The organism is Oceaniferula marina, assembly GCF_013391475.1.
In the GTDB taxonomy this organism is placed as follows: domain Bacteria; phylum Verrucomicrobiota; class Verrucomicrobiia; order Verrucomicrobiales; family Akkermansiaceae; genus Oceaniferula; species Oceaniferula marina.
The window spans coordinates 589878-605730 of sequence record NZ_JACBAZ010000004.1 but is presented as its reverse complement, the minus strand read 5'-3'; the positions used below and the strand labels follow the sequence as shown (position 1 = coordinate 605730).

Genomic DNA, 15853 nt, shown 5'->3' with positions numbered 1-15853 from the left:
ATCAGCGAATCATTTCCCGGAGGTTATTTTCTACGAGCTCTATAAAACAGCCAGATGCCGAGCATCAGGCAGAGAACATTGGGGATCCAGTAGAGAATCAAGGCGGTGTTACCACTGCTTTTTTCATGTTGTTGGGCAATGGCAAAAAAGAGGAAGTAGCCGAGGGCAACCAGAATACTCAAGGCGAGCCCTGTGGAAGTCTCCCTGCGCCGGGCATTGATGCCAAGGGGGATGCCCACCAGGCAGAGGGCGACGCAGGCGAGAGAGAAGGAGTAGCGGCGGTGGATTTCGTTGCCCAAGCGATAGCGGAGTTTTTTATTGATAGGCTCTCCGCTGGCGAGAAGCGATTGAATTTCTGCGTTGGTCATGGTGCTGGCCTTACGCTTTTTTTTGCGTTCCACAGAGAAGTCAAACAGGAGAGGCTCTTGTTCGCCGATGAAGGCAAGTTCGTGGGTGCCGTTTTTATTTTCAGCCTCTAGAAAGGCATCGGTGAGGTGTAGACGCAGTTGTTTCTTTTCCTGGATGACTTTCAGTTTGGCTTCCCGGGCGTAGACGCTCACGGTTGGGAATCCGGTGTCCTTGTTATCTTTGAGCTGATAGAGGTGAAGGCCGTAGAGGTTGTCGTCCTCACGGCTCTCGATAAAGACCTTTTGCCCTTTGAATCGAGTCTGAACGACTCCCGGGTCGAGCAGGGCATTGGGGTTTTCTTTTACCGCTTCGTAGAGCACGAATTTAATCGTATCTTTGGCTTTTGGAGCCAAGTTGGTATTGAGCCAAAGGCAAAAGCCGGAGAGCGCCAGGGCGATCACAATGACGGGTGCGGCGATACGTGACAAGCCGATGCCCGACATGCGCATGCTGACCAGTTCGTTTTCTGCCGAGAGCCGACCGAAGACTAACAGGACGGCGACAAGAAACCCCCATGGAACGGTGTAGATGAGAGAGAAAGGAAGGACACTGAGGATAAATTGTCCAATCAAGGCCGGGGATGCCCGCTCCTCGACCATCAGCGGACGGAGTTCTTTGAAGAGGTTGCCCAGAACGAGCAAGACGCTGAGTACGACGACCCCAAAAATCGTGGCAGCAATGATTTGCTTGCCAATATAGCGATCCATGAGGCGTAACATAGACGCAATTCTGTGCGAGGATTCCTCTGCTGTCGAGTATGGATGGCGTCAGATGTGTTTTTTGTCAGGCTCTCAGCAGGGGGGATTCCACTCACCTGTTGCCATGTGCTGAGCCTTGCCCCGAATGCACGAGGGTGCGTTTACTTGTTTTTGTTGTTTTTGATCTTACGCTTCTTATTTTCCTCTGCGGCTTTTTTAGCCAGTTCGTTATCGGAGCGAGCCACGACACGGGTGGCGGTGAAGGTATTGCTTTCTCCTCGTCTGCCGTAGGTTTTGACCCGGGCGGCTATGGAGACTTGCATGCCTTTTTTAATTTGGCCCAGTGTGGCTTCGTCGCCATTGACCACGATATCGGTGGTCCCCTGAATGAAATAAATGGATCCTCCCACGACGATGTGGTCGTTACCCACGGAATCGATGGTTTTGAGTTCAGAGGCTTTACCTTTTTTTGATAGAGGCTTTTTTTTGTTTTTCTTGTTGTTGGCCGCATCGGCATAGGGGCAGGCGACGAGTGCGATGATGAGAGCAAGGCCGAGACTGATTATCTTGAGTAGTCGTTTGGTCAAACGGGAGTGCATGGCTGTAGAAATGGGAGACGTGGTGGGGTCCATCATCGTTGATTGGTTGCTGGGGCGTGTGTGCTGAACCTCTGTGGTCCAGATGCTGCAGACACTGCAGACTGTGCTTGTAAACCTGATACGTTACCGATCGAGGGAATATATCGCCGGAGTGTGTCCATTTAAATCTATCAACTGGAGCGGTCGGGGAGTTAGTCGAACCAGGTCTGGAGAGTGTCCAAAAGGGACATCTGGTAGAGACGTTGAATTTGTTCGGGAAGCACTCGGCTGATGGATAGCTCCGGCAGGTCGTTTGGGTCAAAATAACCGGACTCGGAGGATTCCATGGTGGGTTTTGCCTCGCCGCCGATCAGTTGGCACTCAAAGAAGAGTTTATAAATATGATAGGGGTATGGTGGCTGGTGCCCATGTTTCTCGCGGTCGAGCACTGCAAGTAAGCGTTTGGTTCGGACTTGGTATCCGGACTCTTCCTCGACTTCTCTGGTGATGGCTTCAGAGGGGGTGTCATTGACGTCCGCCCATCCCCCGGGAAGGGTCCAGCGACCCATGTCGGCATTTTCCCGGACCAGCAGCACCTGATGGTTGTGGATGATCAGGGCCCGGACATCCACTTTGGGTGTGGCATAGCCAAAATCATTTTTTTGCCACTCGAAGATGTCAGCAACCGCCTGATTGGATTGATCGGCAAGCATCTCGCAGGCAATCGTTTGCAGGCGCTCATAGCGCTCCCGGTCATAGACATCCTCGGTGAAGTGGAGGCCGGATTGGGCAAGAGCCTGAAGTTCTCGAGCAATTTCAAGGGTATTCATTCGGGAGTGGGGAGAGCTTCCGGCAATCTGGATGGGTTGGGCAGCTTCGTGAGCATCATGTAGCCAGCGCCAATGGGTGCGATGGAGAAGACATAGTAGTCGAGTTTGGCAATATACATGGCAACGGGAGCGAGAATGCCTGCGGTGATGAGAAGCCATGCGAGGCAGCGTTCCAAGCGTTGAGACTTGAGGAGTTTTATTTTTGCCTGATCGAAGATGTCAAAGGAAGTTCGTTTTGCCATGTCGGTGCTCATGCCGGAGGCGCGAAGCATGTTGATAACGCCGAGGTGTCCTTTGCCCATGCCGAGCAGGACTTCGGCTTCGCGGATCCATTGATCCCGCAGTATTTGGGTGTCCGGGTGCATGCTTTGATCAGGGTGACGGGAGGTGGCGGGCTTTCCATTCTCGCAGCTCGGGGTAGCGTTGCATGCGCATGGTGCTCATTTTGGCGGCATCTTTGAAGTATTGCCTGAGAATCAAGTGGCCGACCACTCCGGCGGCAATGCCAAGCAAGATGGTATCCACTAGGTAGGGGCCGACCAGAAGTAGGATTCCCAGTGCCGGGGCGGTGCAGAGGAAGAAGGTGATTCCCCAGAGTAGATAGTTCTGGCTCTTGGCCCGGCGGTATTCTTCTTCGGTGACATCCTTGGCAACGGCAAGGCTAAGGGGAAGGGCTGGTTCGCTCATGCTGCCGCATCTGATATCAAATAGCATACGGGCTGACAATCATACAATTCCCGAGGCTTTCCAGGGCGAATACACCAGGGGGGAAGAGCCTGCGGCGCTGACAGGATTCACATGATTGAAGAGGATTGACAGGTTTTTTTAGAAGTAATACCACTCCGCAAAACAGACGAGACGATTGATCGTTGTTGAGGTATGTGGAAAAGTACTGCGTGATCCATGAGAGTTCCGGATGAATGACTCCTTTGGTTGTGTTTCTCCTTAGTCATGGTGCCCGCACCATTCCTTCGTCGCGCCTTACCAAAGAACTCATTCATCTCGGCTATCGTCCCGTCTGTTTACTACTTGGTATTAGCGATAGATTTTGGGTAAACCTTGATCTTTGAGATTACAAATCCTGTAAACACTTGAAAAAATCCTGACAATCCTGTCAGCGCCGCAGGCATCACCCAGATCATCTCCCTCATATAGGAGCCCTGGGAGGCTTTCCCAGAGTTGGTCGTTGCTGCAAGGCGGGGGGCAAAAAGAAAAAACCCTCCACCGTCGCAGACGGAGAAGGGTTGGAAATGTGATTTGAGTAAAAGGTTCAAACGGAATTGAAGCCGTTTGAACGGGATTACTTGACGCCTTTTTTGCTCAAGCGGGTTCCCTTGGTTGCTCCCTGGCGGGCTTTGAACTTCGGGTTGCTTTTGCAGATGACGTAGAGGGTGCCCTTGCGTTTGACGACCTGGCAGTCTTCGTGACGCTTCTTCATGGACATGAGTGAGGAAAGAACTTTCATGGTTACTCTTGGTTGAAAATTGGTTACAGTTGGTCTGTCGGCGGTGCCGGGCGACTTGTCGGGGCGGGGAAAATACCCGGATCCGGCACCGTGTAAAGTCTATTTCTGGGAAATTTTACTCTATTTCAATAGCGGTTACCGAAAGGATTCCGGCGGCTTTGCTCAAATCATCGATGATTTCGGCTCCGGGAGCCGTGTCGAGCTCGATGACATTCAGGGCGTTGCCCTCCGATTTGTTGCGGGCCAGCGAAAGGTTCGCGATGTTCAGTCCAGCGGTGCCGAGGGCGGATCCGACGAGGCCGACAATGCCAGGGCGGTCATCGTTGTTTACGATGAGGAAATGCCCCTTGATGTTGGTATCAACAAACAGGCGGTCAATTTCCACGATGCGTGGTGATTGGCCGATGATGGTGCCGGCGATCCGGTAGCGGACGTCGCCCTTGCGAAGTTCGGCAATGATGAGTTCCGAGTATTCGGTTTGGGCATTGACGGTGGATTCGATGATTTCGAGCCCCATGTCCCTGGCCACGGCGGGTGAGTTGACAATATTGACCTGTCCGTCCGGGCGGGCGGCTTCGAGGTAGCCAGTGAGCACGGTGCGAGAGACCAGCGAGGTATCTTTTTCTGCGATGTCACCATGGAATGAGACCCGCAGGGCATCCGGGTTGACGGGGCCAAGTTTGGCGAGGAATTTGCCCAACGAGCTTGCCAGATCGAGGTAGCCGCCGATTTCGGCCAATGCGGAGGCGTCGAGCGATGGCATGTTGATGGCATTGCGTATTTCGCCGGTGGTCAGGAAATCCCGAAGTTGTTCCGCCACTTGAATGCCGACATTTTCCTGGGCTTCATTGGTTGAGGCTCCGAGGTGTGGCGTGAAAGAGGTGTGTTTTGGCTGGTCGAAGAGAATGTGGTCGGATGCCGGAGGCTCGTCTTCATAGACGTCCAATCCGCAACCGGCGATATGGCCGGAGTCGATGGCCGCTTTGAGCGCACTTTCATCAATCAGGCCACCACGGGCGCAGTTTACGACCAAGGCTCCAGAGTTCATCAGCGCAAGGCGCTCGGCGTTGATGATGTGGCGGGTGTCGTCGGTCAGCGGGACGTGCAGGGTGACCACATCCGCACCTGTCAGGGCGGCATCGGGGCTGTCGGCAAGTTCCACTTTGAGTTGGTCGGCGCGTGCCTGGGTGAGGAAGGGGTCGTAGGCAACGACGGTCATGCCGAATGCCTGGGCCCGCTTCGCGAATTCCGCTCCAATGCGGCCCATACCGATGACGGCGAGGCGTTTGTCGTTGAGCTCGATGCCGGCGTAGGCTTTACGGGCAGCTTTGAAGTCGCCTTCGAGCACGGCCTTGTGGGCTGGTCCGATGTTACGGGCGGCCGAGAGCATCAGGGTGAATGCGAGCTCTGCGGTGGAAATGGTGTTGCCCGTAGGAGTGTTCATCACGATCACCCCGTGGTTGGTGGCAGCGTCGCGGTCGACGTTGTCGACGCCGACACCGGCGCGACCGACGGCTTTCAGGTTGGTTGCGGCTGCGAGGACTTCAGCGGTGACCTTGGTCTGGGATCGGATAATCAGACCGTTGTAATTTGGAATGATTTTGATGAGTTCCTCTGGAGACAGTCCGGTGTTGACGTCCACGTCAAGAGCCGGATGGCTGCTGAGAAGCTCTACCCCTTTGTCTGAAATAGGGTCCGATACAAGGATGCGCTGTGTGTCCATGCGCGTGCTGTAGTGGAGGCTTGATTAATTGTCAAAGCCCGGATGCGTCATTTGTGTTTGCGAGGAGCTGATTTTCGCTGAGGATGCGGGTGAGTTTGACGGTTCTGCACAGCTATTGACGATATTGTATCTACCGGGGTGTGTCACTTCACAGTATGGTGAAAGCGATATGCACCGTTCGACCTTTCTTCGACTGTTATCGGCTACCGCTGTGAGCGCTTTTACCATGCGCGGGCAATGGATCTTTGCTGCTCCTCTTCCTTTTATCGGGGCCCCATCAGGATTGCGTCCCTATTTACATTTGCCGCGGCCCGATTCGATCTGGGTGTCGTGGTGGAGTGATGCGGACTCCCAGACCTACGTGGATTTTGGAACCAGCGAATCAGATCTGGCAACGACCGTGACAGGCAGCAGGGATGTGTTTGCGAGCCATTATGTTTACCATTCTGCCAAGTTAAGCGACTTGCAGCCGAACACCTATTACTATTACCGGGTCCGGACGGAGTCGACAAGTTCGGCGGTCTTTCGTTTTCGCACCGCCAAGGCATTGGGGAGCAAGGATCATGATTTCAAGGCGCTGATCATCGGGGATAATCAGATTGTGGAGAAAGAGTCGGCTGGTGACACCTTGCACCGCTATGAAAAACTGATGGAGCGCGCGGTGACAAAGATTCGGGCTCTACATGGAAACAAGCCAATCGAGGAAATCATCGATGTGATTGTGATGCCCGGGGACCAGGTGGATTACGGCAACAATCAGCAGTGGAGGCATTTGCATTTTTATTGTGCGCGTATTGTTAGTGCGCATGTGGCGATCATGACCACGGTGGGAAACCATGAGACCTACGGGGATTCGGGCTTGGACCGTTACCGGCGCTTGTTCCGCTATGAAGAGGTTGATTATGGTGGGATTGCAGGGCCGGATGGCGACACGTATTACTCGCATCAGATGTCGAATGTGGTGTTTGTTCACACCAACAGCGAAATAGGGAGCAATGCAACCCAGACCCAGTGGGTAAGGGATATCACCAACCAGGTAAAAACGGATAGTAAGGTCGATTGGGTCGTCAGTATCTGCCACCGACCCTATCAGGCGGAACAGTACCTCGGTGATATTTCTTCCTGGTTACGTAATACGGCGGTGCCGATCCTGAACGAATCCGAAAAACATTTTCTTAACATCGGGGCGCACCACCATATCTACCATCGTGGACAGGTTCGGGATCATCCGAACTACCATATCATTTCGGGAGGCTCCGCATGGGATCAGTACTGGGGGCAATCGGGAAGAGAGGCCGATTACGATGATGTCCAGAAAAGCATCAACCAGTGGGCGTGGCAGTTGCTGGAAATTGACCAGGCGGCAGAAAAAGCAGAGGTGGTTTGTTATGGAGAGGCGAATTGCCGGCTGCCCGCCGATCAACGGTGGATTTACAACAGCCGGGAGATTGACCGCTTCCACCGGATTAAAGGAAAAGAGGGGCCGTTGCAACCGACCGTCATCAATAACTTTGATACACCCCAAACTCAGCCGGTGACGATCCGTTCCTCGGCTTATCGAAGCGACACCGATGAGTTGCTCAATAGCGTTCATTACCAAATATCGAGTACCAATGCCTTCACGGACTTTGAGATCGATGAAATCGTGGATTACGAAAATTACTACGGAGACACCGGAGCTCCGGATTACACACCGGTGGATATCCATGCTGGTCGCAATATTCTGGAATACCATCTGACTGAAAACCGGCTCAGTAATGGGGAGTATTATCTCAGAATCCGGCATCGGGATCGGAATGCGACCTGGTCGGCCTGGTCGCCGGTGGAGAGTGTTGAGATCACAGGCAGTGCCAGTTCGTCACCTCGGATTTCCATGGCTAGTCAGGTGGTCAGTGCGGGCGCGGATGTCAGTGTGCAATACACACATGGACCGGGGAATGCCAAAGACTGGATTGGGATCTACAAACCGGGTGACACCCCGGGTGGACCCGCATCCACAATCTGGGTGTATGTCAATGGCCCTGCGGGAACGGCCGTATTGGCCAACAGCGGTAAGCTTGAAGCGGGCAGGGAGTACTTCGCGGCATTTTTTGAAAACGATGGCTACACTGAGATGGCCCCCCGCATTTCTTTTTATCATGGAAACCGTCCGGTGCTTGCTCTTGCTCAGAATACCTACGACGAGGGCGACTCTGTGGAGGTGGATTACTCGAATGTCGATCAAAGCGGAAATAGGATTCAGCTTTTCCGTGCGGGGTCGGTTCCCGGTAGGGATCAGCCTGTGCAAAACCAGGTGTTAAGCGACGCCAGTGGAACCTGGAATTTGATTGGCCTGGAAAAAGGGTATTATTTTGCCGTGGTGATGAGCTCCTCTGGTTCGATCGAGATCAGTGAGCGGGTGTCGTTTCAGCTGGGTGAGCGTATCGCCAGTCTGAGTTTGGCAAAAAGCCATTTTCCTCATGGTGATGACATCACAGCCACTTTTGCCAATGGGCCGGCCCATCCGAAGGATTGGCTGGGCATTTACCGCAAAGGGGATGACCCGGGAACCGGCGAGCTGATCCTCTACCATTATGTCGACGGAAGGGCCGGCGGCAATGCCACCATTGTTGAAGATGTTCCGGTGGGCGATTATTTTATGGCGCTCTTTACGAATGATTCCTACACCGAGGTGTCCAATCGGGTGGAGTTCAGTGTCAGTCCGAAAAACTTCAAACTCGATGCCTTCAACTATGACGGCCAAAGCGGAGAGGCTAGGATGGTTTGGAAAACGCAAAGCCATGTTAACTATACTCTCCAAAAAAGCTATGATTTGAAAACATGGAAGGATGTGGATACGTATCCTGGTAACGGCGGGAATGTGGATATCACGACGATGGTCAGCGAGCAGGATACTCGATCCTTTTTCCGGATCGTGATGAGCGACTGAACCGAAGTCTTCATATTGTTTGCCCGGCTTCAACGATGATGAATAAACCTAAGCTATCTTGTGTTTCTGTCCGACGTGGGGCCGGGTTTTACTTCGTTGCGGTCCTCCTCGGTTTAGTATTGCCGTATTTTCCTTCTTCATTGGAAGGGGCGCTCGATGAGCGTGACTGGCCGACATACCGCCACGACAACCATCGGTCGGGGCGTTCATTGAGCCTGCTTCCGGCCAAGCTGCAGCTGAAGTGGTCTTATCAAGTAGCACATCCACCGAAAGAGGCATGGCCGGGCCGGGCGCAATCCGATTGGTGGCGGAAGCGGGGAACTCCGGAGCGAAAACGGGTGACCTATGATCAAGCGTTCGAAGTGGTGTCCGGACACGGACGGGTCTATTTTGGTTCATCTGCGGATGACCAGATGCGTTGCCTGGATTTGCATAGCGGAACCTTGCTGTGGCGTTTTTTTGCTGACGCCCCGATTCGCTTGGCCCCGTCGCTGACGGAGGAACGTTTGCTTTTTGGTGCGGATGACGGTCAGGTTTACTGCCTGAATGCCATTTCAGGGAAACAGCTCTGGAAGTCTGGAATTGAGGAGTCCGGTCAAAGGTGGCTTCCCGGAAATGGGAGGTTGATGTCTCGCTTTCCCGTTCGAACGGGCGTGATGGTCGTTGGTGATACCGCCTACTTCGGGTCGGGTTTGTTTCCTAAAAATATGGGGATGTGGTACTGCTCGTTAGATCAAAAGACGGGAAAGATTCTGGACCAACGGCAGTTGAAGAATTCCTTGCAGGGATATTTGGAATTTCGTCAGGGGAAAATGTTTGCCCCCACCGGGAGGGATCCAAGGGGGGAAACCTTGGAATCGAAGGTCGATGGGGGACAGGCTGCGGTGAAAGGCTTACCCAAAGGTGTGTCCACACCCGGGCCGGTGGTGACTACCGTTTCGACATCGCGCCACTGGGTTGCAGGGGGAGATGGCTGGGTGGCTCTCGTTGATAAAGAAACTCAACAAGTGGTTTGGAAATACACGATCGATGGCGTTGCTCGTTCTCTGGCGGTGGCTCGCGGCTGTTTGTTGGTATCAACGGATACAGGACACGTGTATAGCTTTGCCGAGAGTGGTGAAGCTACGAGGCATGTGGAAAAAAGTGATCGAAGCCCTCTTCCTTCGACACGTTACGATGTTGCTAAAATGCTCGGCAGCTTGCCGACCGATCAAGGGTATGCGGTGGTGCTGGATGCCGGGGCTGACGACGGTGAGCTGCTAGAAGCGATTGCCAGACAGTCCCGGATGCAGGTCCATGGTCTGATGGCTGACCGTGCAAAGATGGATGGCTTGCGAAGGCGTCTCGCAGATAAAGGCCTCTATGGTTCTCGGATCACCTTACGGATGAGCGATCCAGAGGCATTGTATACATCCCGTATTTTTAATTTGCTGGTATCAGCAGATGGCGAGCTTTCCTCTTATGATCGTTCTTTGTTATGTCCTCAGTCGGGAGTGGCTTGGAATGCCAAACTGAAGAAAATGATTGCTCGTGCTCCGGCGTTGCCAGGGGTGGGGGAGTGGACGCACATGTATGCTGATGCCGGGAATACGGCATGCTCGGAGGACACTCGGGTAGCTTCGACATTGGGGATGCAGTGGTTTGGTCGACCAGGCCCCCAGCATATTGTGGACAGGCATTTGAGAGCCGCTCCTCCCTTGGTGAAAAACGGCTTGTTGCTGATTCCCGGTAATAACTACTTGTTTTGTCTGGATGCGTGGAACGGAACGATTCTGTGGGAGAAAGCATTACCTGATTTTCGCCGAATCGGTGTGTTGAGAGATTCCGGCAATATGGTGTTGGCTGATGATCTGGTTTACTGCGCAACGGCATCTCGCTGCCAGGCATTGGACGTTTACAGCGGAGAACTTCGATTGTCTTTGGAGCTGCCCGCGCCTTACCGAGAATCCGGTTACCATTGGGGGTGCAGTGCGTTGAGTGATGGTGTTTTGTTAGGTTCGGCGGTGAAACAAGGTGGCGTATACCGCAAGATGAATTATCAAGCGATCTATGAGAGTAATTATGGGGACAAGGTGAAGGTGGCCACGTCGGATGTTGTGTTTGCAATGGACCGTAAGAGTGGGCAATTGCGCTGGCAGTATCAACCCGGAGGCAGCGTGATCAACCCATCGATCTCGGTGGCGGATGGACGGGTGTATTTAATCGAATCCGGGGATCCGCTGAGTCTGAAGCGCAAGCAGTCGCGGATGTCTTACCCCGAGCTTGTCGGGCAGGCTGGCGTTCGCCTGGTTTGTTTGGATCTTCAAACCGGGGCTAAAATTTGGACTCAGGAACATCGCCCTGCCGACGGCATGCACACGCCATTTACTTTGGCAAAAGATGGTCGTCTCGTCTTGGTGTATTCTTGTAACCGATTAGCTGAAGGGGCGAAAAAGCCGACGATGCATTATGAGGTGTATGTATTTTCCGGAGAAAATGGAGCGTTGGTTTGGAAGGATCGTAAAAACTATCACCAACGCCCGAACTTGGACCATGGGGAGCAGGACAGGCACCCTGCAATGGTCGGTGAGCAATTGGTAATGGAACCCTACATTTATGACCTGGCGACGGGTAAGGTGTCGGGGCAATTCAAGCGCGTGGGTGGTGGAGGTTGTGGAACCATTTCAGCTTCCGGCAATGCTCTGTATTTTAGAGCAAAAAATCTAGCCAGTTATGATTTGAATAAGTCCAAGGGTGACCGCATCACAAGTGTCAGTCGGTCGGGTTGCTGGATCAATATGATCCCTGCGGGTGGCTTATTGTTGGTTCCAGAAGGTTCGTCTGGATGTATCTGTAACTTCGCCGTTCAGGGGTCGATGGCTTTTGCTCCACTGGACGAATGATCTTCCCCTGGCCGCAGACAAGGGTTACTTGCCCATCGTAACCAAGTACACCCCCAGAATGCAGAGCAGCATGCCAGCACCTTGGGTGAGGGTGATTTTTTCTTTGAGGAAAAAAACAGCCAGTAGCACCGTGACCACCGGGAAAATGGATGTGGCCGGGATAACAATCGATGCCGGTTGCTTGTTTAGGGCGTAGTTGAAGATCAGTTTGGCCGAGACTCCAACGATGCCGGTAAGCAGAATCCAAGAGAGCGCTGAAAAACTCCAATTGATTGGTTCTCCCTCATTTTTTAGCTTGAATAGTAATGGCAGGGAAAGCAAAGCGTAGAGGACGTTGGATGCCAAGGTGACAAAGACCGGGGCGTTATGCACATTGCTTAATTTGCTGGAAATTCCCCAGATGCCCCAGAGGACAATGCAGAGGGCGATAAGCAGGTTGGGGTGCATGACTTGAGTCAATCACGCAGGCCCTCTTGTCGTCAATGATGATTGCATGGGCCGTGAGTGATCGTGGTGAAACCGCCCTTAATGAGTTGTATCGTAGCCGAACGCTTCGATGTAGGGTTGCAGATGGTGGAGGTGTGGTGCTAGATATTGTTCGTAATGTTTCCAGCGACCTTTGGCGCGAGTGTAAAGTGGTTTCGAGACATCATCGTAGGTGGGGGTGGAGATCGAGCGATTGGTTTTGTTTTGGTGATGTTGGAGCATGGTCGGTGACCATTCGATGGCTAGGAACTCAGCCAGTTGTTTGGTTTGGGTTTCCGGATCGGCCAACAGATCCTCATAGCGGGACTCGAACCACTGCTCGCGCGGAAGGTGTTGTTTGAGATGGAGCCAGTGGCGCATGACATCAGCGTAGTAGCGGCAGGTGTCTCCGAGATCAATGGCGGGGGCGGAGTTGGCAGCCAGCGGAACGATGGTAAAAAAATAACTGACGACCACATCACGGGGGTCACGCAGGGGGATTAAAATTTTGGCATCCGGGAACAGACGCAGGGGAATGACCAGCGAACTCGTCAGCAGAGGTTCTTTTTCGATCAGCCATTGCTCCTTGGTATCGGTGTCAATGTAGCTCCGGGTGCAGCGCAGGTACTCGGCCCTGCCTGCGGAAAGATCATCCGCGCTGAATGATTGCAGTTCATTCATGGTGTCTGTGGCTGTGGTGGCGTCATGCAGCAGAGCTTGCTCGAAAAGGGAAAATAAAATCCCGGTTTCATCGGTGCCAATGCAGTCTTGGTGGCTTGTTAGTATTTGTTCCAGTAGGGTGGTTCCGGAGCGGGGGAAGCCACCCATCAGGCAGATGTTTTGCTGGGGGGTGAGTTGTTTGGAGTTTTTGAACCAATGGTTCAGATGCTCGGCGGTGAACATATTCGTTAACTGCCATTGGCGTTGACTGAGTGATTGATAGGCATCAAGGGGTGTGTTTGTTTCTAGCGAAGCTTTGGCTGAGAGCAGGCATTGCATTGCTTGCGGATATTGGCCAAGTCGGTCGAGCACGCTGGCAAGCTCATACTGTAGTCGCCAGTCGTCATGTGACGGATATTGGTGCAAGTGGGTGGCGAGCCGTCGTTTCGCTTGTTCGAATTTTTTTTCTCGGCGTTCGATATGTGCCAGTAAGCGGCTTGCCCGGGCGTGGGAGGGGTTAGACACGAGCGCTTTGCTTGCAAGTTGAGTGGCCTCGCTGATCAGGTTCTGGCGCTCGAGGCAGGATGCGAGTAAGACCAAGGTGTCGGTGTCCTCTGGCGATATGGCATGAGCTCTCTCTGTAAGCCTGGCAGCAGTGTCGAACCGTCCTGTCTGAAAGAATAGCTTGGCGGCGGCGAGGAGCTGTTCGCTTGTTGCGTCCGGGTGGCGGATCAGTGGAGTACTAAGTTCCGTGGCTTCCTTGAAATAGTAAAGTTGGTGCAGGAGGTGGAGCCACTCGAGCAAGCTGCCGGGCTGAATCGGGCCTAGGCTCGCTTTTTGAATCGACGTGATGGCGGACTCGATGTCTCCCGCCTGCAGGGCCTGTGTCGCGTGGGTGAGATCCGGGTGGTTCATGGTGTGAAGCGTTCTTATTAAATCACGATGGCTAAAAAAATCCCCCGGGGCAAGCCTCCGAGGGATTAGGGTGAATGGTTTGTTGTAATCTTCCGGTATGACCCGTCAGCTTACTTGCGGCGGCGCATGGCGGCGGCACCGAGGCCCAGACCAAGAAGGGCGGCACTGGATGGTTCCGGGACAGTCCCTGCAGCTACCTGATCAAAGGCGAGGTTGTCCATGGCGAGGTAAGAGCCATTGGGGGCACCCGGGTTGCTCAAGGTCAGCGTCACCACTTCATTGTTTGCCCCCGTAAGACCTAGGTTGAGAGTTGTTTTTTGTCCCTCGACGCCATTGAAGCCTGTACCTGATCCCAAAACCCCCGAAGATGAGCCCGTGACGGTCCAATCAATGGCTCGACTTCCCGTGCCCGACCAGACATCGATATCCAAGGCTGTGAGCGATACATTCCAGCCGGTATCAGGAGTGAAGGCGATGGTGAATGTTCCATCATTGGATTTGTCCAGTTGGTAGACCTCCCCTCTGCCGTTCCAGTTGGCGTAGCCATCCCATTTGGGAGTATCTGTACCGGCCGCTGACCAGTTCAGGTTGATGTTCGGGGTGCCAGTTGCGGCAGATCCGTGGTTTGTGGGGATGATATTATTCGTATTCGGGTCCCCTGTGAGGATGGTTGCTGCATGCACCGCTTGGGCCATGGCAAGCCCTGTGGCGCCGGTCATAGCAAGTCGGTAAAGTTTGTTGTGTTGTATTTTCATAATCAATAATGGTTTTTGCTATGCAGGCTGGTGAACAAGATAAGTGTATTATTTGATGTCAGCTTGCATTCCATCGCATCATCAGGGGGAAGAGGCTGGTTTGTCTATGGGCATTGCGGGTAATGCATGGGCAAAATCGACAAAGAGGTGTAGGTAATATTCCTTTGTTCGAGTCCGAAGACATGCTGGGATTGGGCTTGCAAGCTGGTGCAAGCGATGGATTATGTTGGTTGAAATGGATAGGGAAATCATTCATGGTGATGAAGGAACTTAGAAGTTAGAGTATGTCGACAAAGGATGGAAGTAAGGGAAGCCCAGTAGTGGGCGTGAGGCTGCCGGTTTGGGCCGGCTCTACTTTTCCGGTGCTCGGGGGTGTGGTTGATTACATGCGCTTGAATGGTCCTTGGCGCCTGGTGACGGAGAATGATTCCTATGGCGAGATGGAATCGGTTCAGATTGGTGAAGGGTGGCAGGGAGATGGTTTGTTGCTGTATCGTGCCACGGAGGCAGAGCTCAAAGATTTCCGTGAACGAGGGGTGGCTGTGGTCTTGTTGAGTACCGAGGGACCGGATATGGGGTTTCCGCGGGTGGTTCCAGATAATGAGCTGGTGGGACGTCATGCTGCCGAGCATCTCATGGGGGTCGGGTTGCAGTCCTTTGCCTATGTGGGACGTGGAGAAACGATGTACTTGGAAGAAGAGTTTGCACCGGGGCAGCGAGTGTATCCAAGGGAACGCTTGGCGGGTTTTTCTGCCACCTTGGCAACGGCTGGGCATGAAGCGATGACCCATTATTTGCCGGGGGTTCCGTTATGGAAAAAGGGCTCATGGAGGAAGGTTGAGGATCAGGTTGCTGGTTTTTTATCAGAACTTCCATTACCGTTTGGTTTGTTTGCTGTGGATGATGCTTTGGGGGCGGTGAGTATTCGTGCCGCAAGGCGTCTGGGTCTGAGAGTTCCGGAGGATATTGCGGTCTTGGGCTTCGGGGATGATTTGAATTATTGCCATATCACGGAGCCTGCGATGACGAGTATCCCGTATCCGGCGAGAAAAGCGGGCTTGTTGGCTGCAGAGTATTTGGCCCGACAGATGCGGGGTGAGGTTTTGGATGGGGAGGTGCGCCGTGTGGCGGTAGACCACGCGATTGCCCGTGAATCAACCGGCTTTCTAGCAATTGAAGATGAAGAAACCGCCAAGCTGGTCCGTTGGATCCGCCTCCGTGCAAAGTACGAAAATATTCAGGTGACCGATCTCGAGCAGCAAACAAACTACTCGTTGAGTTCAATCAAGTCCCGCTTCAAAAAATACTTGGGCCATAGTCCGAAAGAGGAAATCACCCGAGTGAGGTTGGGGCATTTGAAACACCTGTTGAGCGATGAATCGTTAAGCTTGAATGAAATCGCCTACGCCATGCGCTTTTCATCACCGCATGAGATGAGCAGGTTTTTTGTCAGGGGGACAGGAGTCCGCCCATCGGCGTTCCGGGATCAATTGGTCGGCCCGTCCAGGGGGCGAAAGTAATGGTCGGCTGGATGCCCCGAGCGTG

The 15853-nt window shown here is 53.3% G+C and carries 13 protein-coding genes; 3 read left to right on the top strand and 10 right to left on the bottom strand.

Annotated features, from left to right (window positions below; genetic code table 11):
• Window positions 1–23: 23 nt before the first annotated feature.
• From HW115_RS12720 to serA, 7 genes are all read right to left on the bottom strand, one after another.
• Entirely contained in the window at window positions 24–1115 is a 1092-nt protein-coding gene (locus HW115_RS12720; RefSeq protein WP_178933251.1) for an LptF/LptG family permease, read from the bottom strand.
• 152 nt (window positions 1116–1267) lie between these two features.
• Window positions 1268–1741, bottom strand: a complete 474-nt coding sequence (locus tag HW115_RS12715; protein WP_178933250.1) for a hypothetical protein — start codon at window positions 1739–1741, stop codon at window positions 1268–1270.
• A gap of 155 nt (window positions 1742–1896) precedes the next feature.
• Window positions 1897–2514, bottom strand: a complete 618-nt coding sequence (locus HW115_RS12710) for an NUDIX hydrolase (protein WP_178933249.1) — start codon at window positions 2512–2514, stop codon at window positions 1897–1899.
• Complete coding sequence (locus HW115_RS12705; RefSeq protein WP_178933248.1) at window positions 2511–2879, bottom strand: hypothetical protein; 369 nt, start codon at window positions 2877–2879, stop codon at window positions 2511–2513. Before HW115_RS12705 ends, HW115_RS12710 begins: the two co-directional genes overlap by 4 nt.
• Window positions 2880–2886: 7 nt before the next feature.
• Window positions 2887–3201, bottom strand: a complete 315-nt coding sequence (locus HW115_RS12700; protein ID WP_178933247.1) for a hypothetical protein — start codon at window positions 3199–3201, stop codon at window positions 2887–2889.
• A gap of 613 nt (window positions 3202–3814) precedes the next feature.
• Window positions 3815–3979: a type B 50S ribosomal protein L36 gene (gene ykgO / locus HW115_RS12695; RefSeq protein WP_178933246.1), complete on the bottom strand. Its 165-nt coding sequence runs from the start codon at window positions 3977–3979 to the stop codon at window positions 3815–3817.
• Window positions 3980–4094: 115 nt separating this feature from the next.
• Window positions 4095–5702 (bottom strand): phosphoglycerate dehydrogenase, encoded by a 1608-nt coding sequence (serA, locus tag HW115_RS12690; RefSeq protein ID WP_178933245.1) that lies wholly within the window; start codon window positions 5700–5702, stop codon window positions 4095–4097.
• Window positions 5703–5871: 169 nt separating this feature from the next.
• On the opposite strand from serA, the gene HW115_RS12685 reads away from it, so the two are divergent.
• The gene (locus tag HW115_RS12685) at window positions 5872–8631 is read left to right on the top strand and encodes a purple acid phosphatase family protein (RefSeq protein WP_227021477.1); all 2760 of its coding nucleotides are present in this window, start codon (window positions 5872–5874) and stop codon (window positions 8629–8631) included.
• A gap of 35 nt (window positions 8632–8666) precedes the next feature.
• The gene (locus tag HW115_RS12680; protein ID WP_178933243.1) at window positions 8667–11513 is read left to right on the top strand and encodes an outer membrane protein assembly factor BamB family protein; all 2847 of its coding nucleotides are present in this window, start codon (window positions 8667–8669) and stop codon (window positions 11511–11513) included.
• 24 nt (window positions 11514–11537) lie between these two features.
• Here the strand turns inward: HW115_RS12680 and HW115_RS12675 are convergent, their stop codons facing one another.
• The 3 genes from HW115_RS12675 to HW115_RS12665 form a co-directional block, all read right to left on the bottom strand.
• On the bottom strand, window positions 11538–11960 hold the full coding sequence (locus HW115_RS12675; RefSeq protein ID WP_178933242.1) for an EamA family transporter: 423 nt from the start codon (window positions 11958–11960) through the stop codon (window positions 11538–11540).
• 78 nt (window positions 11961–12038) lie between these two features.
• On the bottom strand, window positions 12039–13553 hold the full coding sequence (locus HW115_RS12670) for a tetratricopeptide repeat-containing sulfotransferase family protein (RefSeq protein ID WP_178933241.1): 1515 nt from the start codon (window positions 13551–13553) through the stop codon (window positions 12039–12041).
• Window positions 13554–13663: 110 nt separating this feature from the next.
• Window positions 13664–14308: a PEP-CTERM sorting domain-containing protein gene (locus HW115_RS12665; RefSeq protein ID WP_178933240.1), complete on the bottom strand. Its 645-nt coding sequence runs from the start codon at window positions 14306–14308 to the stop codon at window positions 13664–13666.
• Window positions 14309–14592: 284 nt separating this feature from the next.
• On the opposite strand from HW115_RS12665, the gene HW115_RS12660 reads away from it, so the two are divergent.
• Complete coding sequence (locus tag HW115_RS12660) at window positions 14593–15828, top strand: substrate-binding domain-containing protein (protein ID WP_178933239.1); 1236 nt, start codon at window positions 14593–14595, stop codon at window positions 15826–15828.
• Window positions 15829–15853 lie beyond the last annotated feature (25 nt).